This is a genomic window from Paenibacillus sp. Soil787 (assembly GCF_001429545.1).
In the GTDB taxonomy this organism is placed as follows: domain Bacteria; phylum Bacillota; class Bacilli; order Paenibacillales; family NBRC-103111; genus Paenibacillus_E.
Genome location: NZ_LMSP01000001.1, coordinates 896,393 through 918,816 on the forward strand (window position 1 = coordinate 896,393; position 22,424 = coordinate 918,816).

General features: G+C 45.2%; 19 protein-coding genes. 10 read left to right on the plus strand and 9 right to left on the minus strand.

Annotated elements, in window-relative coordinates:
• The first annotated feature begins 73 nt into the window (after positions 1-73).
• From ASG93_RS03595 to ASG93_RS36920, 3 genes are all read left to right on the plus strand, one after another.
• Positions 74-1,024, plus strand: a complete 951-nt coding sequence (locus tag ASG93_RS03595; RefSeq protein WP_056828883.1) for a DNA-3-methyladenine glycosylase family protein — start codon at positions 74-76, stop codon at positions 1,022-1,024.
• 147 nt (positions 1,025-1,171) lie between these two features.
• A complete protein-coding gene (locus ASG93_RS03600; RefSeq protein WP_056828885.1) occupies positions 1,172-1,633 on the plus strand; it encodes a GNAT family N-acetyltransferase in 462 nt (153 codons plus the stop codon).
• Positions 1,634-1,854: 221 nt separating this feature from the next.
• Positions 1,855-2,220: a DedA family protein gene (locus ASG93_RS36920; protein ID WP_321166668.1), complete on the plus strand. Its 366-nt coding sequence runs from the start codon at positions 1,855-1,857 to the stop codon at positions 2,218-2,220.
• Between the two features lie 339 nt (positions 2,221-2,559).
• Here the strand turns inward: ASG93_RS36920 and ASG93_RS03610 are convergent, their stop codons facing one another.
• Together ASG93_RS03610 and ASG93_RS35830 are read right to left on the minus strand one after the other, a co-directional pair.
• Positions 2,560-3,780, minus strand: coding sequence for a multidrug effflux MFS transporter (locus ASG93_RS03610; RefSeq protein WP_056828888.1), 1,221 nt, complete (start codon positions 3,778-3,780; stop codon positions 2,560-2,562).
• A 325-nt stretch (positions 3,781-4,105) separates the two neighbouring features.
• Positions 4,106-4,270: a hypothetical protein gene (locus ASG93_RS35830; protein WP_200984435.1), complete on the minus strand. Its 165-nt coding sequence runs from the start codon at positions 4,268-4,270 to the stop codon at positions 4,106-4,108.
• Positions 4,271-4,802: 532 nt separating this feature from the next.
• Between ASG93_RS35830 and ASG93_RS03620 the strand changes: the two genes are divergently transcribed.
• Positions 4,803-5,483: a hypothetical protein gene (locus ASG93_RS03620; RefSeq protein WP_056828892.1), complete on the plus strand. Its 681-nt coding sequence runs from the start codon at positions 4,803-4,805 to the stop codon at positions 5,481-5,483.
• A gap of 599 nt (positions 5,484-6,082) precedes the next feature.
• On the plus strand, positions 6,083-6,340 hold the full coding sequence (locus ASG93_RS03625) for a hypothetical protein (protein WP_056828894.1): 258 nt from the start codon (positions 6,083-6,085) through the stop codon (positions 6,338-6,340).
• 224 nt (positions 6,341-6,564) lie between these two features.
• Here the strand turns inward: ASG93_RS03625 and ASG93_RS03630 are convergent, their stop codons facing one another.
• Positions 6,565-10,137, minus strand: coding sequence for an OmpL47-type beta-barrel domain-containing protein (locus ASG93_RS03630; RefSeq protein ID WP_056828896.1), 3,573 nt, complete (start codon positions 10,135-10,137; stop codon positions 6,565-6,567).
• Positions 10,138-11,099: 962 nt separating this feature from the next.
• Here ASG93_RS03630 and ASG93_RS03635 point away from each other — a divergent pair.
• Positions 11,100-11,537: a DUF4878 domain-containing protein gene (locus ASG93_RS03635; protein ID WP_056828898.1), complete on the plus strand. Its 438-nt coding sequence runs from the start codon at positions 11,100-11,102 to the stop codon at positions 11,535-11,537.
• 27 nt (positions 11,538-11,564) lie between these two features.
• Complete coding sequence (locus ASG93_RS03640; protein ID WP_056828900.1) at positions 11,565-11,969, plus strand: hypothetical protein; 405 nt, start codon at positions 11,565-11,567, stop codon at positions 11,967-11,969.
• An 80-nt stretch (positions 11,970-12,049) separates the two neighbouring features.
• On the opposite strand, the gene ASG93_RS03645 is transcribed toward ASG93_RS03640, so the two are convergent.
• Together ASG93_RS03645 and ASG93_RS03650 are read right to left on the minus strand one after the other, a co-directional pair.
• On the minus strand, positions 12,050-12,895 hold the full coding sequence (locus tag ASG93_RS03645; protein ID WP_056828902.1) for a phosphotransferase: 846 nt from the start codon (positions 12,893-12,895) through the stop codon (positions 12,050-12,052).
• Positions 12,896-13,046: 151 nt separating this feature from the next.
• Positions 13,047-13,478 carry a hypothetical protein gene (locus ASG93_RS03650; RefSeq protein WP_056828903.1) on the minus strand — a complete coding sequence of 144 codons (432 nt, stop codon included), beginning with the start codon at positions 13,476-13,478 and terminating at the stop codon, positions 13,047-13,049.
• Positions 13,479-13,647: 169 nt separating this feature from the next.
• Between ASG93_RS03650 and ASG93_RS03655 the strand changes: the two genes are divergently transcribed.
• The 3 genes from ASG93_RS03655 to ASG93_RS03665 all read left to right on the plus strand — a co-directional run bounded on the left by ASG93_RS03655 (position 13,648) and on the right by ASG93_RS03665 (position 19,246).
• Positions 13,648-15,024, plus strand: coding sequence for a hypothetical protein (locus tag ASG93_RS03655; RefSeq protein ID WP_156410773.1), 1,377 nt, complete (start codon positions 13,648-13,650; stop codon positions 15,022-15,024).
• A gap of 448 nt (positions 15,025-15,472) precedes the next feature.
• Positions 15,473-15,883 carry an HNH endonuclease gene (locus ASG93_RS03660; RefSeq protein WP_056828907.1) on the plus strand — a complete coding sequence of 137 codons (411 nt, stop codon included), beginning with the start codon at positions 15,473-15,475 and terminating at the stop codon, positions 15,881-15,883.
• A 291-nt stretch (positions 15,884-16,174) separates the two neighbouring features.
• A complete protein-coding gene (locus tag ASG93_RS03665) occupies positions 16,175-19,246 on the plus strand; it encodes an endo-1,4-beta-xylanase (protein ID WP_056828910.1) in 3,072 nt (1,023 codons plus the stop codon).
• A 449-nt stretch (positions 19,247-19,695) separates the two neighbouring features.
• Here the strand turns inward: ASG93_RS03665 and ASG93_RS03670 are convergent, their stop codons facing one another.
• From ASG93_RS03670 to ASG93_RS03685, 4 genes are all read right to left on the minus strand, one after another.
• Positions 19,696-20,556, minus strand: coding sequence for a phosphotransferase (locus ASG93_RS03670; protein ID WP_056828912.1), 861 nt, complete (start codon positions 20,554-20,556; stop codon positions 19,696-19,698).
• Positions 20,557-20,658: 102 nt separating this feature from the next.
• The gene (locus ASG93_RS03675) at positions 20,659-20,865 is read right to left on the minus strand and encodes a hypothetical protein (RefSeq protein WP_056828914.1); all 207 of its coding nucleotides are present in this window, start codon (positions 20,863-20,865) and stop codon (positions 20,659-20,661) included.
• A 134-nt stretch (positions 20,866-20,999) separates the two neighbouring features.
• Positions 21,000-21,365: a ribonuclease toxin immunity protein CdiI gene (gene cdiI / locus ASG93_RS03680; protein WP_056828915.1), complete on the minus strand. Its 366-nt coding sequence runs from the start codon at positions 21,363-21,365 to the stop codon at positions 21,000-21,002.
• Positions 21,366-21,405: 40 nt separating this feature from the next.
• Positions 21,406-22,416, minus strand: a complete 1,011-nt coding sequence (locus ASG93_RS03685; RefSeq protein WP_162262820.1) for a pre-toxin TG domain-containing protein — start codon at positions 22,414-22,416, stop codon at positions 21,406-21,408.
• Between the last annotated feature and the right edge of the window lie 8 nt (positions 22,417-22,424).

Here is a 22,424-nt window from a genome sequence, read left to right on the forward strand (position 1 = left end):
AAAGCAAGATTACGAAAGCCGCCTTCAGCGATAATAGAGGAAGAAACTTTATCAGATAAGAGGAGAACTTAACATGCCACTTCTTCAATCCTTTGACCCTTCTATCCTAAATTGGTGCGAGCAGACGAACTCCCTTACACTGCCGCTTCCTGATCCTTTTCGATATGAGCAAAATCTCGGTTACTTATCCCGATCAATCAATGAATGCCTATTCCATGTGGATAACTTGGCTATTTACAAGTTGCTTCCGGCCCAGGATAACCATGTCCTAATCGCTGTCAACAGTGAGGATAATTCACAGCTGCGCATTCAACTTATCTATAGTCCGGGCGGTCCCCTCACCCCCTCAACTCGTGAAAACGTGGCTCGTTATGTGTGGGAGTGGTTTGATCTCGGCACCGACCTTACGCCGTTCTACGAGTTGGCCAAGGGTGATCCTCTGCTGCGGCAAGTCACACAGGACTTTTACGGGCTGCGCGTAATGGGGATTCCAGATCTATTCGAAGCGATGAGCTGGGGCATTATCGGACAGCAAATCAACCTGACTTTTGCCTATACGCTCAAAAGACGTCTTGTTGAAGCCTTCGGCACACGGCTAGATTGGGAAGGACGAACGTATTGGGCATTTCCTACACCAGAGCGAATTGCCGAGCTCACGCCTGATGCCTTGACTGCCTTACAGTTCACAGGTAAAAAGGCTGAATACTTAATCGGCGTCGCCAAGTTGATGGTTGAGGGGCTGCTCGTTAAAGAGGAGCTGCTGAGGCGGAACGATTTTGCCCAAATGGAGAAAGAGCTGTTGCGTATTCGCGGTATCGGTCCGTGGACGGCCAATTATGTGCTGATGCGCTGCTTGCGGAACCCTGCTGCTTTCCCTCTTGCCGACGTTGGCTTGCACAATGCACTGAAGCATGTGCTAGGTTTAGAGCAGAAACCGACAATTTCCCACATTTGCCAGCTTGCTGAAGGATGGAATGGTTGGGAAGCTTACGCAACTTTTTACTTATGGCGTGTATTGTATTGATATCTCTTAATTCATGTAACGTATGTGTTATGTATCTCTAGCATTTATTTGTTTTTCTATGGTTCCATATAAGAAAACGTGATTTGTTATCGATTACACGTTAGTTTATATTACATTTATAGCAAGAACAAAGAGGAGAGATATTCTATGATACAAATTCGACGCTATTCTACGCTAGATCATGACGATGTTTGGAGAATTCATTTATTAGTCATCTCAGAAGCGAAAGTAGAACCTACTCATCAGCACTATCACGATATCCTACATATTGATGAGCAATATTTGCAGTCAGGCGGGGAATTTCTGGTAGGTACAGGTGAGAATGGCACCGTCTTTGCCATGGGAGGTTTGAAAATCCTCGATAACAACAAAGCCGAAATCAAACGATTACGCGTACATCCCAGCTTTCAGCAAAAAGGCTATGGTCAAATGATCTTAGACCGTTTGGAGCAAAGAGCCAAAGAACTCGGTATGAAGCAGCTAATTTTAGATACACTATCCAATCAATTCGGCGCCCAGAAGCTTTTTGAGAAAAACGGTTATATCCTGCAAGGCCCTGCCGTTATTGATGGATTCAATGTTATTCTCTATCAAAAAGAAATCGCCTAAATGTGAGAAAAAGGTTGCCCCTTCGGTCTTTTACGATCGAAAGCGGCAGCCTTTATTTATTGCTATGGTTTTATCTGTCGTCTGTCTAAGCACCGATAACTAGACTTAGGTCTTGGTCAAAACTTGACTTTCAAACGGTTCATGGCTTTACTTGAAGTAGTATACTAAGCAAACAACTACTACTAATATTCTCTTTTTTGGTTACAAGGAGTGCATAGGTCATGAAGTTTATGGGACTAATTGAACAATTATTTGCACAATATGGTTATTGGGTATTGTTGATCGGTCTGCCATTGGACGCTATTGCGCTTCCGATTCCTCCGGGAAATACGACGATGACGTATACGGGTTTTTTAGCTTATAAAGGGGTGCTTAATTGGTTCTTGGCCATGGTTGCGGCTTGGGTTGGATCTATACTCGGCATGACGATTACTTATTGGATCGGATATAGACTGGGAACGCCTCTGATCGAACGTTATGGCAAACTGCTATTTTTGAAGCCCGCACATCTGGAGAAATCTAGAGGATATTACGCGAAGTACGGAAACAAATTGCTGCTTTTCAGTTATTTCATACCGGGAATCTGACAGTTTATTTTTTATTTTGTAGGCATCATCCGCGTTCCATACCGAATTTTCGCTTTATTTGCCTTCACTGGCTCAGCTTTATGGGTGATTGTATTTTTCGGAATTGGTTACCTTTTCGGTGATCAGTGGCTTATCATTTTTATGTTGGTTGAAAAGTTTTTGGTTTATACCTTGATTGGGTTGTGTATTCCGGTGGCTATTTTACTACTTGTTAAATGGCGTAATCGATTGAAAACGGGGCTGCAAAAGCCTCAATAAAGCAATTACCCCTTTATATACGAAAAAGGTTGCCCCTTCGGTCTTAATAAGATCCAAAGAGGCAACCTTTATTTGATTTTTTTATAATGCCTTTTTACGGGTGAGTAAAATAAAACATAGGATCGCTCCTATTTCCATCACGGTTATGATGATGCTTAACGGAACTGCGGTTTGGCTCCCGCCAATACCGACCAACGGAGCAACTAGACCTCCTATGATAAAAGAAAGCAAACCTAACAATGCTGCGGCACTGCCCGCTGTTTTCCCTTGATTTTGAAGAGCTAGGGAGGAAGTTGCTATAGAGACAGGTCCTACGCTAGAAACGATGAAGAAAAAAGCCGCCAAAATCGCATATAACCCTGCCCCGATAAGGGTCGAAATGAACAGTAACAAGCCTCCGAAAGCGGCAATGGCAAGCCCGCCAGCTAGCAATCGAGGGTTGCTTATTTTACCTGCTAGCTTGCCCGTGATTTGACCGGTTATGATAACACCCAGACCGTTAATTGCGAAGCAAAGACTGAACATTTGCGGGGAAACGCCAAAAATATCCTGCAGCACGAACGGGGAACCCGATATATAGGCAAACATGCCGGCAAAAACGAGTCCTTGCGTTAACGCATAGCCCATGAACATACGGTCTGTGATCAGGCCGCCGAACGTTCGAAGCGTGTTGGTGAGACCGCCTTTGGAACGCCGCTCTGGCGGGTGTGTCTCCTTCAAGCTGAGTACAGTAGCAATGAGCATAACCACACCGACCAGGCTCAAAACCAGAAATACGCCACGCCATGAGGTGAATTGCAAAATTTGTCCACCTACGATGGGAGCAAGAATAGGGGCTGCCCCATTGACCAACATTAGAAGGGCAAAAAATTTCGTCAGCTCCACTCCTTCATACATATCCCGAACAATCGCACGAGAAATGACGATGCCAGCTGCGCCAGCCATACCTTGAATGAAACGCAGACCCAGAAATAACCAGATCGTTGGCGAGAACATGCATAGAACCGAGGAAATCGCATAAATAACGAGTCCGATCAGCAGTGGCATTCGCCTTCCGCGCACATCACTCACCGAACCGGCGATGAGCTGACCGATCGATAGGCCGAGCATGCAGGCAGTTAAACTCATTTGCGCCAGCGAGGTAGTCGTATGAAGATCATTCGCGAGCACAGGCAGCGCGGGTAAGTACATATCGAGCGAGAGTGGGCCGAAAGAGGCTAGTGAACCGAGCACGAGCACGATCCATAAACGGCTTGAACGACTTGAAGATACTCTCACTTGGGAAGCAAGAGGATTGGACATCACGCATCACAAACTTTCATTCGTAGTAAATTCACGCTACCATCGGGATGTGATTTTGTCTAGTAGGTAACTTTTACAAAGCTGCGCTAAGCGGATATAACAAATGCAGAGTCGGCAACTCGTATTTCGGGGATTTTGACTATTTACCTGGTGAGGTGAAATTCATTTGTGAAATCAAAGGCTTCGGCCCCCATGTACAGGACATGGATCGCAAACGGTATGCGATAGTTAAACCGAGAAATATTCCTACAAGTCCAACCACTAGCCCCCGCTAGTGGTATTTTCTTTTAATAAAAAAACTCCCCATTTTCACGGGGAGTTCGATTTATGTCCTTTGTTGTGTATCAAAGTTTGATGCTGGGTTACCGTATCCATCGAGCTTTTCGTCACCAATTATATCGACAAACTCTTTCGCTCCTTCTGGTACAGACAAAATATCCGATGCCTCAACAGTCGTTTCTAGATTTTCTTCAAACATTTCTATATCCATTTTATGCCTCCTTCGAAGAATAATATTGATATTATGTACCAACATTTCACAGAACATACAATGAATAATTTCAAGGCTCAGGAAAGCCATGTGAGGCCATTGAAATCATCCTCCACGAATCTTCACCAGTCACTCTATCAAACTTGCTATGCGCGGCATCCTCATGTTTGTCACAAGCGTGCTGTTCATAGTCAACATTTCCGATTCGAAATGTGGCTGGTTGATCGCAGTAAGAGCATATTGCCGTTTTCACTATTCCTATTCCCATGCCCATTAACACCCACCATTCAATACATCATATAATGACCATGGTGCCATCTTCTTTACATTTTTATACATAGAACACACATCCCAAGCCGACCGTTATCGAAGGTGAATAACAAATGCCAGCAAATCATAACCCCGAGCAAAGCCGGTATAGCCAACTATTCGCCTTTCGACTATAATAAGTGCTAATGTGACGAAGAACGTCCCTATTCATCTTGGATGAATTAGGGGCGTTTTTTTATTTATACGAAGAGGAGCTGAACATATGAGTCGTTTACATTTTCATGAGAAGCACCAAGTCTTTATCGACTCCCATATCTCCCGCAGATCTGGAGAACGCAGAGGCAGACTTGAACGCGGGCACCAACATGCGGAGGCCCTTTTTTTGGAACAAGTCTGGTTTCCGCTAATTGGGGATTTTGAGCATTTACACCCTGAATACGAAGTTATAGATTGGAGAGGACGTTCATACTTCGGGGATTTCGCCTACTTACCCGGTGACGTGAAATTCATTTGGGAAATCAAAGGCTTCGGCCCCCATGTGCTGGACATGGATCGCAAACGATATTGCGAAGAGTTAAACCGAGAAATATTCCTCCACGCCCTTGGCTTTCGAGTTGTCTCGTTCGCTTACGACGATGTTGCTCACCGCCCTGAGCTATGTATCACCTTACTCCGCATGCTTTTGAGCCGCTATCAGTCTGCCCCCTCGCCTACGAACCGAGCCATCCTAGCTGAAAAAGAGGTCATCCGACTGCTCCACCAGCTAGCTAGACCCATACGCCCCGTAGATGTTAAAGAACACTTCGCAATAAACCATCGAACAGCCGTACGACTTCTTCAATCGTTAAGTACCAAAGGATGGCTAAATCCAATATGCCGTACCGCAGGAGGCAGAGTCGTCCAATACGAGCTCGCTCGCGGGGTCATGGATTTTGTAGACTAGCTGGCTCTGGGCATTTGATTGATTGCTCGATGAACACTCGTTTGCGGAAGAGCTGCTTTACACTAAAGTTGCACTCGGAAAAACTACAGGATACCTCGCCAAATATTAGCTCGTGTGCAGAATTATTAGATTACTTGGAAGTAGCTTGCTCTTTACTTGTAGTCGGGAATGAGTGCCACGGGTACGGAAAAAGATGAAAAATGGAGATAGGGATGAGGATTGGGTATGTAGGCTGGTTATGGCGATGAGGACGGGGATGCGGATGGGGATGAGGTGGGATACGACGATGGGGATGGACATATAAATGTTGATGTAGAAAGGGGATAAGGATGGGGCACGTAATAGGGAATCCCGACTCGGGCGACAGTAATAATATCTTTTGATGCAAAAAGTGCAGCAAATTTCATCCTACAGACTTTTTTCATGAGAAGACATGCAAAAAGTGCAGCTAATTCAGCCAATAATAGCAAATCTCAGCTATAGCGATGATATTTGATGTACTAAATGCATCTTTTCTTCTCAAATCGGTGAAAAACTCATAATTTGCTGCACTTTCTGCATCTGTTGCTGCGGACACGTCGGGTTTCTAACAAGACGGTATGTGGCAAAATTACGGGGTTGCGGTTGCGGTTGCGGTTGCGGTTGCGGTTGCGGTTGCGGTTGCGGTTGCGGTTACGGTTGCGGTTGGGGAACTTGAATTCTTAGCTACTGGCGGGTGTTCTACTTTAGTCGGGCTACATGGCCTTGGTCGGGGCTTGAGGCTTTTGGCTACTGGACTTTACATTCAAACTACTGGCGGTTTGCTAGTAGAGTCAGCTATGGGCTGGATTTTAGACTGCTTTGGCATAAGGTACTAGAGTGCAATGGATTACTGCAAGAGGTGGCAATTGGACTATGGACTCAAGACCACTCTTCCGTCCCCCTAACCCAGAAGAAAAAAAGAACCTCAACAACTCCAAGCGAAGTCGTTAAAGGCCTTTTTTCCAAAACGTCGTTACTTACTTCTTCTCTTACGTCATCTCTTACTTCGTCACTCACTTCATCTCTTACTCGTTACTTACTCCATCTCTTACCTAGTTACTCACTTCGTAACTTTCACCGTAATCTTGTCACTCGAAGTGGCACCACCCGCATTGACCAACTCGCTGCGGTACTCATACACACCAATGGCTCTGCCGGCAATCGTTGACACTGCGCTTTGAGCATTCGGAGAAGCTGCGGTTAAGCTCTTGGTTTCGATTAATATACCATTTTCGTATAGGCGATACTCGGTAGCGTTGGTGCCCCACCACATGTTCATCGTCACCTTATAGTTGCCATCTCCATCCCAATTATCTTGGGATAGTACTGGTTTACCTGGCAATGCGTCTGTAATATTGACTACAAGTGGGCTGCTAGCCGTTGTTCCGAAGGAATTAATAAGTTCACTCGTATACGTATAAGTGCCGTTCGCTTTACCTTTCACATCTACTTTAGTCACTTGTGCTGCTGGAGACGCGTCTGTTAATGTTTGCGTACTGATCAGTACACCATTTTCGTACAGCTTGAACACGGAGCCGTTATTCCCCCACCACATGTTCATTGTGACGGTGTAGTTACCATCTTTTAATCCAGTTGCACGACCACTGTTATCTGATAAAACTGGCTTACCAGGCGCTCCAACCGATAACGGCTTCACAACTGTGATAGTCACAGCGTTGGTTTGTACTGTTTTTCCGTTCAGCGTGACGGTAGCAGTAATTTGCGTTGTACCTTCTGCCAAAGCACTAACTTTACCTGTCGCATCTACAGTAGCTGCGGCTCCATTGCTTGTATTGTAAGCAACTACAGCACTACTAAGATCAGCAGGCGCTCCATTGCTTAATGTACCTGTAACGTGAGTAGCCGTCGTTTCATACGGCTTCAACGACACCACATCAGCAGTAAGCGTAGCTTGACTGAATGTAACACTCGCACTCACGTTGAAAGTTTGTGTCGATTGCACCAAATTGCCCGCTGCATCCACTACACTGTATTGTACAGCATGTGCACCTAATGCTAGACTTCCTGCAGCAATGGTTTGACCGCTGTTAATCACAGCGCCATCCAAAGTCAACGTCTGCGCAGCCACACCGGAGTGTGCATCTGTACTGTTCAAATCAAATCTCAGCGTATCCGCATCTGTCACATCCGCCACAGGGTGACCGGACTCCGTCAAAACAGCAACGGGTGCTGTTTTATCTAATTTCACCTGCAAAGATTTCGCCGCTTCCACATTCCCTGCTGCATCTGTTGAGAAATATCCGATCGTACTCGTTCCCTCGTTTTGAATGACAATGGGTGCCACGTAAGCAGTTGATGTCCCACCATTGATACTATATTCGGTCCCCACCGCACTCGCAGATTCATCCACAGCTGTCAGGGTAACCGTCACATCTTCTTTATACCAGCCCTCGCTATTGGGAGTAGCAGATAATGCCGCTGTCGTCACAGGTGCCACGGTGTCAGCCACTTTGGTGAAATCGCTCAATCCTCTTGGTTTCAACTGGAATACACCTTTGAAAATGGCTGCGACACCTTGGATATTCACGGTTTGACCTGCCTGATACGGGAACGCACTTTGTGTTAATCCAGTCCGTGCATCGACTCGAACATGATTGCTTACCGCTCCGCTAACCGCATCAAATTCAAAAGATCCAGTCGGTGAAGCGCTGATGATATTGCTAATCGTCACATTGCTAAGCTCAACCAATTGACCTTGATTCTCGTAAGTTACAGCTGTTACAGCTACTGGTATAGGCACAGCAGCGACCCCTGTTTTGGCAATTTCCACTGGATTCGTTAACTCGAACTCCGTGTTAAATAGCGCTGTCGAAGCCGTCACCTTCATGGTGTCTCCAAGATGGAATCCACTCAAGCTCTGGAACACGTACAGACCGCCAGAAGCATCCTGCAAGTAAAAAGATTGCCCGCCAAATGATCCTGGCTCCGTAGTTACAACACCCTCCACAGTCACCAATGTTCCTGAAGCTTTCCCCCGTGCTTCAGCGACGGTGATCTTCGCCGGAATTGGATCCTGCTCTTCCGGTAACGGTTCAGCCGGAACGTTGCCAAGCGTAACGGCTTCGGTCTTCAGGTTCGTTCCGTTTTGACGCAGCCTCAAGTTGGCCGCAGCCGTCGTTCCCGGCTTAATTCGAACCTGCAAATCTTTGGAAGCATGTCCGTTAATATCTGAGGTCACGCTGAACGTAGAGCTGTACCCGTATACAGCAGGCCATGTGCCGTCTGCATTTTGAATCATGGCAATTTGAGTGCCCCCGCTGACCAAATAAATCCCCATACTGAACCCCGCTACAGTCGTAGACGCAGGAAGGTTATCCACAACTACCCTCACTGGGAAGTCCACTGCATTGGGCAGTGTTGCTTGATGCACAAAGCTGTATGCTGCACTAGCAGTTGCCGCAGGTCCGCCATATGACCCCGCTTTAAAAGTGCTGCGGTCATACCATTTGTAGCCTGCGTCTGGCGCAGCCCAAGGCTCTGGCTGTGGTTCCGTTGACGCAGCCGGATCTTCAAAAGGCAGCAGCGCTGTCGGTTGATCCAACTGCAAACCGCTAACCTGAGATAAGCTTGTATAGCTTTCTTTCTTCGAGAGCCAGTTCACCATATTTACAAGCAGCACACCATCATTCTGCTCTTTAAAGCCGTCATAGGTCGTCTTCTTCGCACCCGTATCCTCACGGACATATTTCGGTGTCGCATCTTCGACCGGTGAGGAATCGCCGATAAATCCAGCCTTGCCTGCACCCGATTTAGCAACAGCCACATAAGGACCTTCGGCAATTCCGCCTCCGTTATATACACCTTGATCGACTGCATTCGCCCAAGCATCGCTTGTTTGCGGCAGGTAGACAATCCCCTTGGCCTTTGTCGGATCAAGAATGGCTAATGTTGAACCTGCATGCATAGCTACTGTCGAGACACCGCTGGTAATCCCGAAAGCTTGCTCTGGCGCTACAATTTGATTCGCCGTAATATCTCCCAAAGCGTTATAGCGGAAACGCAAACCGAACTGTGTAGCCAACCAATCCGAACTAGCTACATCCTGCATCGCCGACGAAGCGGTCTCCTCAGCGTTCATTCCACTGGCTGGGTTCGTCCATGCGCCTCTACGGTAGCCATTAAATACTTCCGAACCGTCCCAACGGTTCTTGTTGCGGTCTGCATTATAGTGATCTCCGATAAAGAAGATACTGCCACCGCCTTGCACATATTGCTCAAGAGCAGCCTGCTCGCTCGTCTTATAAGGAACATTCGACTCTGCAACGACGAATACATCGTATCCACTCAAATCACTCAAGGTAATGGGTGTCGTTTTGCGCAGCTCTTTCACATAATAACCATTATTCGCTAAAGCATTAGCGAAATCAGAGAAGGCGCCATCAATTACCCAATCGGCCGCTCCAGCGGTTTGTTCATGCGTATTGTCGAAAAGCACTTTCTTGCCTGCATTTTCATTCACAACTTTGGCTTCAATGAATGGAGCCGGATCAGTCGGTCCTTCCGCCATAACTGCTTGCCAACTGCTTGTGGCCAATACTTGAAACGGTAACGCGATTGTTAAGGCAAGTGTTGTTTTAAAAAGTTTAGTTTTCCATCCTGCTAGCCTACTCATTACAATTCCTCCTTAGCGTTTGCTGAGTAAAAAAACTTCTTCATAATCAGAGGCTTTATGGACAGACAAGCCCAAATGTGCCCCTAAATTTTACCATGATTTAAAAAGGGAAGGTGATATTTTTTTGTAAAGATAAGGAAGTTTGTGCAGGTGTACAAACGCCATAGATTATTTCCCGAATTTTTGCAATGAAAAAACCGAATCCTTTACTACAAAGGAATCCGGTTTTCGTAATCACGGGTAGAATAAAGTTCAACTTACGTTTCCGTTGAATAATTAATGAGTTTTGAAGTATTGATAAACTACGCTTATTCCTTCCTCGATCTCTTCTTTTTTCATAAGGCATTACCAAATTTAATTCATAGACACTTTCCCAAAATTTTAAGGCTGGAGTGTTGGTTTGTGCCTGGCTAATTCGAAAAGCCCATTATCCGAATTTAAATTTATGCCTTCAATGAATTCGGATAAGTCGTGTAAAAACAACGTCATTAAATTTCTCAATATTTCTTTTCGATCCGAATCTACTTTATCCGAGAGGTTTACCTCGCTTACTGAAGAATACTTTTGTTGAGATGAACATGCACTCAGAAAAAACAAGCACGTTCAGCATTCACAAAAGCTCCATCATTTTACAGAATCTCACTACTCGTTACTTTAATAAACAAAAGAGGAGCTGCCGAAGCAAGCCCCTCAACTATAGTTCAACGTTTAGCTTAATGAAAGCTACCGAGCGTTTTATCGGCGGCCTTATCGTTTTCTTATTCAACTCTCTTACTAAGTTTGCTGAAGTAATGTGGAAATGAAGACCAACTATCATAATCAAAATGTCAACTTTACCCATCTACCCATGTGCCTAGTGGATTTGGAAAAATATAGAATTCGAGTCCTATATACATTATTTGTTAATATCTGTATATTCATTGTGTGAGTTATAAAAATTTGTTAGTGAAGGAGACTTTTGTATGAAAAAGAAATTTAAAGTGGCATTACTTGGATTGGCAGTTGCAGGTACTTTAACTGTAACAACAATCTTTGTATCTGATCAAACTAGTGCCTCAATTACTCCCGAAAAGGAAATTGAGCAAACATTTGATGCTTACATATCCGCCATTAAATCTGGGAACGCGGATGATATGGTCAAGTACACAAAAGACTTACGTTTTGAGGATGTGAATATCCAAAATGAAAATTACAAAAAATTACCTAAAGATGACGTAATTAGCACAAAAGTATTATCAGTAAAAAAAGAGGATGATACTCATTATCTTTTATCTGTAGATACCAAAACAAAAAGCGCTGGAAAAGTGCAAAGATTATTCCCTGTCATAAAAGAAGGTAACCAATGGAAAATAGTAGTTGGTCAGGATACTCCATATGACCCTAACAATTTTAAAGAGTAATTTATCAAAATGGAGACTCACTAATTTATGAAAAAAATTCGCACATTAATTTTATCGTTAGTATTATTCGGTTCTTTTGGACAAGCTGCTTTTGCAAGTAGCGTGGACTATTATGAATTTACCATTCAATATTATGGTAATCAGTTATATGGAGATCTTTTTACAAATCAAAATTCCAGTCCTTCCATAAGTGGTTGGCAAGTCGGTGCTTGTGGTAGTAATACTAGTATGGAATATGCTTTAGTCAAAAATGGAACCTTTGGCGATACAACTTACGGTTCCATCCAAACTGTTAATGGAAATTACACCCAGCCTGGAACTTGGTATACAAAAAGCTGGAGTAATGTAGCTACAAATCAACAAATGCAAATAAGATTACGCAATAATGCATCCTCGTGTTCTACTCAAGGCGCGGGCAATGTCTATAATTAGTAAAAATGATGAGGTTTGGGTTGCTCCCGAATCTTTTTTTTATTTACAATTGGAATAATTTATTTTTTCGTGGGTTTGTACTATACTTTATCAACAGAAGGGCCTTTTATTTCCATTAAGTAGAACATGAACCGATAGACATCACGGACGGGAGTTAAGTCAGGGAAAGGCAGTACTGAGCGGTACCCAGTCATAAAGTTATCTGCACCGAATTGATCTAGGGAACATTCCAAAGCCGAGAGTTCGAATTCTCTCGGTCCTATTACATAGGCTTCAGTATCAACTATTGCTCTCACTCGCTTCTCGTCTGCAAGAAACTGTCGTGGATCCATATCCAACATTATATATGAGGCACTTTTGGGGACGGGCAATTTAGAGGCTAGTGAACAGTAATACTCTGTCATTTTGGTAACAGTATCATTGGACAAGTAATATCGTGAGGACAGGTTACATATCGTGTTTGTAAGTTTTCGAGGGAAATCCCTTAAGGTATATCGAAAAATACCGTTCGGGGCACCGCATTCATAAAATTCACGTGCATGAATTTCACCAATGGTTCTACCAAATTCTTTCATCATCTCTGCCGGCTTATTTAAGAAATCGAGCGGTGAGCCCTTCATTTTCTCTACAATTACAAATCGTCTTCCGTCAATTAATCCCTTTGAAAGAACATTAGGCACACAAATTTTAGTTGTTGTTTGCTGTAAGAAATGGTTGATCCTTTCAATATCATATGTGCGGCTCAATTCAATTCCGAATAAGTTCCTACAAACCCACAAAAATGGAGCATCCACACTTTCATCCACTCCCGATGATCTTACAATGTATTCACCGGAAATTGTATTTACAAGCCATACATCGCTTGCATGTCCACCTAATGAAGACTGTGCAAGGATCTGTTCTAGGAAAAGTGTCTGTAAGTTCATGCCATCACCCACTTTATAGTTCGAGTCAATAGCTTTTTATTATTCAAGAAAGGCACTAATAATCCTCTTTTTTCCAGACCCTATTGTCGATACAATCTACCCGTTTGAAAAGCAACCGATACGTCTGCTGTACTTTTCATTTAGCTTAACCTCATTTACCCTTGACGACATTATTATCAATTAAAAATTCATCAAAAAAGGTCTTTAGTCGGTCATTAATATCATTAGTCATATGAAAATAAACTTCATTGATTTGGATATCTTGATTCGGTCCAAACGACATGCCTATTATTTTTTTGTTTTCTTTATCGTACAGTTGAAGACCTCCGCCACCAGTCCATGGATTCGGCTTTATCTTACGATATGTGGTTGCTTTCAATGACTGGATTAAATGATTAATTTCTGTCTTTTTCTCTGTCTCATAGAATAAGCCGTTTCCCCCGTGACGATATTCTATCTTAACGACATCTCCTAATGGTGCAATTTCATCATAACTAAGCGAAGCTGGTAATTGAAACTTATACAGAACTACCATTCCAACCACAAGAACTAAAATAACACATGCTAAAATAGGTTTCCGCATACGCCCCCCTTTGCTTTTCAGACGAAAAAAATGGAGATTTGTTGCGTTAAACTGCCCGTCCCTCGCAATCTATCAGTTTCACTATCTTTCTTCGTTTAGTTAAGTAACAGACTAGGATGAAACCTTTGGGGATATTTCTCGTCTATTGTAGCAAGAACAGAATGAAGGAGTGGCGACTATCAGACGACTATCGAGTGCAGCATGCGTGTTGTTGTTAACGATCGCGTTGTTGTCCGGATGCTGGGGCATTGGTGGGCAAGCGATCATTGATTGGGTCGACTTCCTGAAGCTGAACGGTATTTCGTACAGCCATTACTGGAATGCAGTCTTGATGGATCCAGCGAAAATAGGCGTTAAAATTGGCGAGGTTGCGTTCCAAGTCGCGGACAACGTCCACAATCCAGGTTATAAGACGAAGGACGGTGATGCCGCATTCCTGGCAAAAGGAACTGATGTTTTTGCGGTAGAAGGTTATTCTGATCATTCCGTCGTAGCCGTCAAGGATCCGAAAGCGTTCAACGGCTATAGGCTGTATGCGAACGACCAAAAAATGCAGGAACTATCGGTTTCGCTTGAGCCGGCGGAACAAACCGTAAAGAGAGCGGGTATTTATAAGGAGTATTCGGACGATAAGCCGATTGCGGAGATGCAGAGCGGAAGCGCTTCGTTCTTCGTTTCACTCCTAAAACGCAGCGAAGACCGCGAAAGCTATACGCCGAACCAAACGAACGGCGATCCGAAAATGTACCGATTTGTGATCGATACGGGAAAATCGATCGGCTACTCGAATGTCATCCAGGACGATGGAGTAAGCTTTTATTGGCAAGACCGGAACGTTAAGCTGCTGCCGAGTGAATTTGCCTATTACTTGGCGGAACCGCGTAGAGCTGTGTTCAAAGTGGGCGATATCGAATTTACGCTGCCGCGCAGCAATTTAACAGTGGCGACAGGTGAACAGATTAAGCAGGATGGTTCGACGAACAATATTACGGTGTTGGCTCGAGACGGGAAAACGGAGCGATACCTATTTCCGGCTGAAGCTTACGACAACCTGCTCAAACGCGTGCAGTTGGAGAACCCGGGCAGCGGAGAGTCAAAGACGATCCTTTACTGGGCGTCCCGACCGACGCCGGTCAATGACGGCAGAGCGATTGCGTTCGAGTCGAATAAGAATGCTGTCCTAAGCAAGAAACAAGCATTCAGCATCCATCTCGTCAATGCCGACGGGACGGGCGAGAAAGTGCTAGTCGACGGCGCCAAGTACGGCTATGCGGTACTACTGGACAGCGTAGGAAGCAGGCTCGTTGCAGAGAGCGAAGATCGATCGGTGCTCGATATCGACGTCGTAACTGGGGATATTCGCAAACATGAAGTAAACGGTCATCTCGATGCTCTATCGAAAGACGGGCGTTATGTGCTATACCGCGGCATGGACAGTGAAGTGCTGGTGGGCAGCAAGCTGTGGATAATCAATCTGGAAACGGGGCAAAAGACCGCGGCCGGCGACGTGCCGCAGAGTTACATCTACAATAAGGGAATCAAATAGAGATTTGTTTCGGATGTTGCGATTCACATTCTTTTAGGAACCTTTTGCTCCTTGTTATGATCAACTAACGTTTCCGTTAGCGGAATAAGGTGGTTTACTTTTCAAGTTAGGCAAACTAAAAGGGATAATAACGCTTTATTGGAAACAATCGCCTCACCAATATTTCGCCTAAACAAAAAACCTTCAAAAATTGCCATCACCAAATGTGACTATTTCGCATAACTGCCATTTAGTTTAATGATAAAATCAACATCGAGTTTTAACAGAGCCCAATTCAAAAAAAAGCCTTGCAGGGATGCTTTCCCATACAAGGCTTCTTCGACGTTATCAAACTGTTAAGGTATTAAAGATATCCGATACTCCTCTCGTCTCCAACATACATATCTACGTATTAAATAATCAAATTGTGTGTGGTTATACTAACTTTAGCCTTAGGAGGCGATTAACTATGATAAGAGTGCTCAATGTGGATGGCCAAAAACTAACCCCATGTTTACTTCACCGGGCTTGGAGGGAAGTTAATCGAGCCCGTGCCGTCTGGATCGACGAGCAGACAATCCAATTACTTTACAACCCATTCTCATTTCGAGAGTATAGAAAAGCTGCATTAAAACGGGATCATTACACTTGTTTGTGGTGTGGACGTCGCGCAACGACTGTAGATCATATTGTCCCTTCAAGCAAAGGAGGCTCAGATCTTCCCCAAAACTTACTCGCTTCTTGCATTGAATGCAATACGAAACGAGGAAATCGTTCAGCGTTCTCCTATCTTTTAGAAAAATTACTCTCCGTGCCGAATTCTTTAAAGCTCTGTTACCGCATCATTAAAGCTAAACATAACCATCGTCGAGCGAACTGATGCAAGTACTCTTCACCGCCTTGAGGTATTTTTTATGCCGTCGTAGTTTTTTTCACATCGATGGTGACGTGCAGAGGTTCGGTGCAGTCTGCTCGGGTCCGGGAGACGGTTCTGGTACAATATGCGGGGACCTATAAAATGAGGAGGCTCCTTCTTTAATCCGTGTAGTGTAAAACGCTTACATTTACATTATCATTGAGTTGATATTCTCAGAAAGGAGGAAAAGTTTCAATAAAATGTAAACGCTTTAATTTGGTTACTCAATTTATCAACAGGAGGGGAAGTAACACGATGAACAAACGGATTAAGCAGATTTTGATGTTAGTGCTTGCGGTTGCATTGTTTTTGCCGCAGTTTGGGATCGCGCAAAAGGCAAGTGCGGCAAGTACGAACGGAAATTATGTTTTAAAAGTTCAAACCACAGGCGGAAAACAGTATGATGGTGCACAAATAGCCACAGATGTCAGTGGCTTGAACCTCGCTGCCGACACAGCCTATACCTTCTCATATGACTTATACACCCCTGACCAAGATGTGGCGGGTATTGTTCTGCAAACCAACGGAAACTACAACTGGATTAAAAATACAGGGACTTTAAGTGCGGCAAGCCCCGCTTGGACTCACTACGATGCGACATATACTTATCTAGCGGCAAGCGGTGGACAGATTCAGTTTGTTAAAACCGGCGATAACGGAGCTACAGATGCAAAGAATATAACTTACTACATCGACAACTTTGTTGTTAAAAACGCAACAAGCGGCGAGGTTGTTTACACATCCAACTTTGACGATCAAACGGTTGGTCTCTTTAAACAAAGTGGAACGGCTACATTAACTACTGTTAATAGTATTAGTGCTGCAACAACACCAACGATTAACCCGGATGTACTCACCTTGCCAAGCATTAAGAAAACGTACCCGAATTATTTGATGGGCAGCATCATCGGCCCATATTACATGCAAGACCCAATCATGCCCGTCCTGAAAGCCCAGTTCGGCGTTGTGACGCCTGAAAACGCGACGAAGCCAGCTTCGCTGATCGGTACCAGCGCCTCTACGCATAACGTCGCGGATCTGGACTTTAACGAAGCGGACACGGAGCTTCAGAGCGCGATCGACAATGGCCTAAAAATACATGGGCATACGCTCGTCTGGGAAGGGCAGTCGATTCCGTGGCTGAACAACGCTAAGATCTCCGACTCCGACCCGACTCCGTCCAACCCAGGTCTGACCGCGGCTGGGGCGTATGCGAACATGAACGACTATATTAACGCGGTTCTCAAGCATTTTGACGACAAGTTCAACGCGAGCACGCAGAACATCATCTCGTGGGACGTCGTCAACGAAGCGATGGGTGGATCCGTCCGTGACAGCTCTCTTAGTCCGACAGACTGGCAAAGCTACCTGAAATCCACCCCGTGGCTCAAGGCGACGGACGATAACTACGTCGAACAGGCGTTCAAGGATGCCCGTGCAGCAGAGCCGAATTACAACGTCCTGTTGTACTACAACGACTATAGCATGGACGACCAGAACAAGGCCGCCGCAGTTCGCGACATGGTGAAAGACATCAATGACCGTTGGGCTGTGGGTCACCCTGGCAAGCAACTCATTCAGGGAGTCGGCATGCAAGAGCATGACGGCCTCGGCACCAACCCTAGCAATACGCGCAAGACGATCCAGATGTTCAAGGATATTGGCATCAAAGTCTCGATCAGTGAGCTGGATATCTCCGCTGGCTCGGGCGGAACGCTGACTGACGATCAGAAAACAGCCCAAGCCGCACAGTACGCGCGGTTGATGCAAGTTTATACCGATTCTGCGTTCGCGGACACGGTGCAGCGCATCACATTCTGGGGGCTGACCGACACCAACAGCTGGTTGTCTTCCGGGAGCCCGTTGCTGTTCGACGGCAAGCTGTACCCGAAAGACGCGTTTTGGGCCGTGATTGACCCGACCAAATACCTTGAGGGTTACAAAGCTCCGGCGAAGCCTGCGGGGGGCAAAACTGCAACAGCTGCAATGGGAACGCCGACGATCGACGGCAAGATGGACGACATTTGGAATACGACAACTCCTACCGATATCAATGTAACGCAGGCGGGCAACACGAAGACGGGTGCGCACATGCCAGCCGCTACCGCTCGCATGTTGTGGGACAACGCGAACCTGTACGTACTCGCGAAGGTGACCAAAGATCCGTCCGAACCTTTGGACAAGGGGAACGGAAACCCTTGGGAGCAGGATTCATTCGAAACGTTTATTGATCTACTGAACGGTACCGGTGGCTCCATGTACACGAACGCTGCCGGGCATTACCGTGTTCGATATGACGGCTTTGCGTCGGTAGACGCGAACATGGCGGACAATCAGGGCAAAGCGACGACGATGACCTCTGCGACGGTCAACGAGGATACGTACTCCTATACCGTCGAGATGAAGATTCCGCTTGTTGATATTACGCCTACGGTTGGCACTAATATTGGCTTTGACGTTCAGGTGAACGAAGCGATGAATGGTGCGCGCATTGGCGCTTACGCTTGGAACGACGCTAGCGGAACGGCTTATCAGGATCTATTCAAGATTGGCACGTTGCAACTTGTCGCAGGGTCCGACACGGTACCTCCTGTAACCATGGACAACGTCCCAACCGGGTGGCAGACCCATCCCGTGAACGTGGTCCTCCAAGCGACCGATGAAGGCAGCGGAGTTGCTTCCACGTATTACAGCCTGGACGAAGGAGCCTATACCACCGGCAATTCTGTGTCGATTACTTCGGAAGGGATCCACACTCTTCGTTACTACAGCGTGGACCGGGCGGGCAACAAGGAAGCGGTGAAGGAGAAGATCATTCAGATCGATCTGACAGCCCCCACGATCACGATGCCGAACATCACGAAGGTTCTGATTAGTGATGCCCTGAAGTATCCGATTGTGGTATCCGATGCAACTAGCGGCTTGGATTCGGTGTCCGTCACTTTGGACGGAAAGCCTGCATCCAGCTTGATTGAAGCGGCACCATTGAGTCTATCGCTCGGAGTACATCCCATCATAGTGACAGCACGCGATAAGGCGGGGAATTCCGTTACGGTCACTCGTCAAATTACCGTTTATATGGATACCGCGCATCTGGACTCGTTGTTCCAATCCGGCAGTGTTAATGGCTTCATTACGAAACCAGAGGTGTTAAACAGCCTGTTGGCGAAGGTGAAGCAGGTGCATGCGGCCAGCAGCGACGCCAAGCAGGTAGACAATGCCCTGAACGCCCTCAGCAATGAAGTGAGCGCCCAGACAGGGAAAGCACTGGAGGCTGGATACGCGGCATTGGTGCAGAGTATCCTTCAGTCCCTAGGTAACAAGTAAGCTAGAGTAGCACAGAACTGCCCGCATGCGGTTATCGCGTGCGGGCAGTTTTTTAGTAACGGCGTGCCCAGAGGCACGAATCTTCTAGCCGGTGAAAGTCCGGTCGTGGGAGGGCCAAGCCCCGCCTAGCTAGGATACTTGCGTATGGCGAAATCTGTGCGTAAAAGCGTATCGACGAAAGTACCTGTCGGAGATAGGGCGGGACCCTTACATCGGTTGTTTGTCAGTTCCTTTATACCCACTCCACCTATTTTGCTTTAAATAAAATCGTGCTTTCAACAACTCTTTTACATCCATATTTTAACACAGTTGATTGTAGATAACTGCCCGTTTAGTACAGTTAACAAAAAAAGGATGCCCAGGCATCCGCTGTTCCGCTATCGTTTTCCGCTTGTTAAGGGTAGGCAATAAATCATCGACTGCCTGCCTTCACATTAGTAATGGTTTCGTTACACCGACTTCCAATATTCCCACGCTTTTAAGTAATCCTCCAAATCATGCGGATGGAAATGTATACAGATTCCAATTCGACAATAAAGTTGAAAGATGACTTCATCAATCAACCTTGATTTTTCAATAGGCTCATGATGGAGCAAATCAAAAGCTGCCATTAAAGTTTCTAGGTTCAAATCGTCTGGAGAAGAGCAAAAAGCGTAAGTGAAATCGTATAGCATAGGACCAATCATCGGTGATGGGTCGATAACACCAACGACAGAGCGTTTATAAAACACAAAATTATGCACACCAGTATCCCCATGTAACAAATATCTTAATTTTTGATCTTCATTTTTCGATATGTTCTCAAATATTGATTCTACCCTATTGTAATCCTCAATGGATAAAAGGTTTCCCCAATCATTTCTCGTATCCACCAAACTACGGTAGTTCCACTCACGCCAAGATTGAATCGGAGATCCTAGTCTTCCCCATTCGTCCGTTTGTACATAATTTTCGTAATTATTGAAAAGTTCTTTTACTAAGATGGTCAGCCAATTTATTTTTAATCCACGATCATAATGAGTTGTACCTGTAATGTATGTATACACGATATACGCTTTTGCAGGGTCAGTATAAAGAATTTCAGGAAAAAGTTTCAGGTGCCGATACGTTCCAAGAAATTGTTCGGTCAAAGCAATTTGATGCGGATGGTCAATTTTCAGAACATATTTTGGTTCATTATGCTCTGAAAGAAAATAAACAATACCATCAGTAGTACCGGTCTTATTATTGGTTGCAATAACTTTGTTATCAATTATGCCTTCGTCATAAAGAATATTGAGGATACTGTTTACATTTTCTTTTTCTAACATTATTCATTTCCCCTTGGAACCACAATTAATTGGAATGTAAATTTTCGCCATTTAACTTTCTTATATCATATGTTGGTTTTGGAGGGTATACAAGATATAGTTTTACTTTAACCAACTATGCGCCGTTAACGTAATGGAGACTGCCGTTTGTTCCGGCAGCCTCGTTTCGTTTTGTATTGAGCTAACGTTATTCGTCAGCTTAATGTCGATTTGGATGAAGATCTTCAACCACCCTTCTTGCCATAATGGTGATATCCAGTTTGAACTCTGAGATGAGTCGTTCCCCGGCAGCTCCATGGTATAAGTCATTCAACTCTCGTTCTCCGTCCCTCAACAGCCAAAATTATTCATACAACAGTGCCGCCTTCGAACCAAAATTTTACTCACAGGTTCCCCCACCCCCACCTCGTTCAATAATGATTGGGAAAAAATTGAATCATCATTTATACCAATTTTAATGTTCTCTTTATTTTTTCTAGGTATTGGAAAATCTCATTCTCTCTACTGGGATTACGTTCTATAAAATCTTTACTGGCCTTTTGCAGATAATAGAAAAAATCATCGTAGTCAACAACCAGTACCTCATCCTTCTCCACAGCAGGGTGTTCATAAAAGTATGCTACACCGGTCTCTCCAAAATAGCCCTCTTCCCAAGGTTGAAGTTCATTCGCGAAAAGACACCATATAGCCCCTATTCCAAAGCCTTGTCTGTCACAATAATTTTTTATGGCATCCAAAAAGTAAGATTGGCCTAAATTAGCGTAATATAATTCTATCAGGTCTTTTTCCCTCTTATTTTCATTGATCATAAGATACTCCTTAAGGTATTAATTTAAAATTAGTAAAAAATTATGGCTTCTCAAGGATCGGGAAGAAGTTAGTTATTTCACCGTTTTCAATATATCCTTGAAACTTAAGTCCGTTCGGGGCAGTACCAGTTAGAATCCTTCCATTTGATGACTGTGTAGCATCTGCCATTGCCTGCCGCCCCCACTCTAACATTCGTTCATCCGGTATTACACTCGGGTCGTACACAGTCTTCGGGAAGGGAATGTTTTTATACTGCCCTTCAATTATTTTACCTGTCATATCTTTGGCGGGTAATTGATATTTTATTTCATAGACACCATTGATTGTAGGATGAGGAGTTCTAGATACAATTAAGTCATCCATATTCCAACCATTATTAGTAAATACCTCTTCAAAATTATGAAGATTGTGTCCCCCAAGAATACCTCTCCCCTTCTTCCAGACTACATCTTCAACTTCTGAGAAGTGTGTATCATATCCGGGCCTTAATTTGTAAAGGAGAACTTTTGGTTTTCCGCCTTCACCATCATTCGGTTGGATTGGGTCGCTGTCGCCGTGGCCGGAGGAACTGCCTCGCCCGCCGCCATCGTTAGGTGGTTTGGAAGCGCCACCGGAACCGGCCTCCGGTGTTGGGGTGCTTTCGCCGTCTGCATCTCGCGATTGCCTTGGCCCACTTCCGGCGTCAACATCAACCGCCCTGCGCGAACCTCCGGAAGGGACTTCGGTCCGTCCCGCCCGGCCGGCATCCGCCAATTCGTCCAGCTCGTCGGCATGGCGCAATCCTTTGCCAAGATCCCCGCCGGCATCCATCATATCGCCTAATTTGCCCAATTTCCCTATAGCGCCGAACGGAACGAGATTCATCGCCCTTTCCCAGGTTTCGAGTTTTTCGCCGGTGATCAGGTCCTTGCCCGTGATCGCTTCGATAATGCCCTTCACCTGTCCGACGACGGGGACAAAATTTAGCCCGATACTGAGCAATGTGGCGAATATCCCCAAACCAACGGTCGCTGCGACGGCGGCTCTCTGCGTATTGAAACAATCGGTCAAGCTCCCGC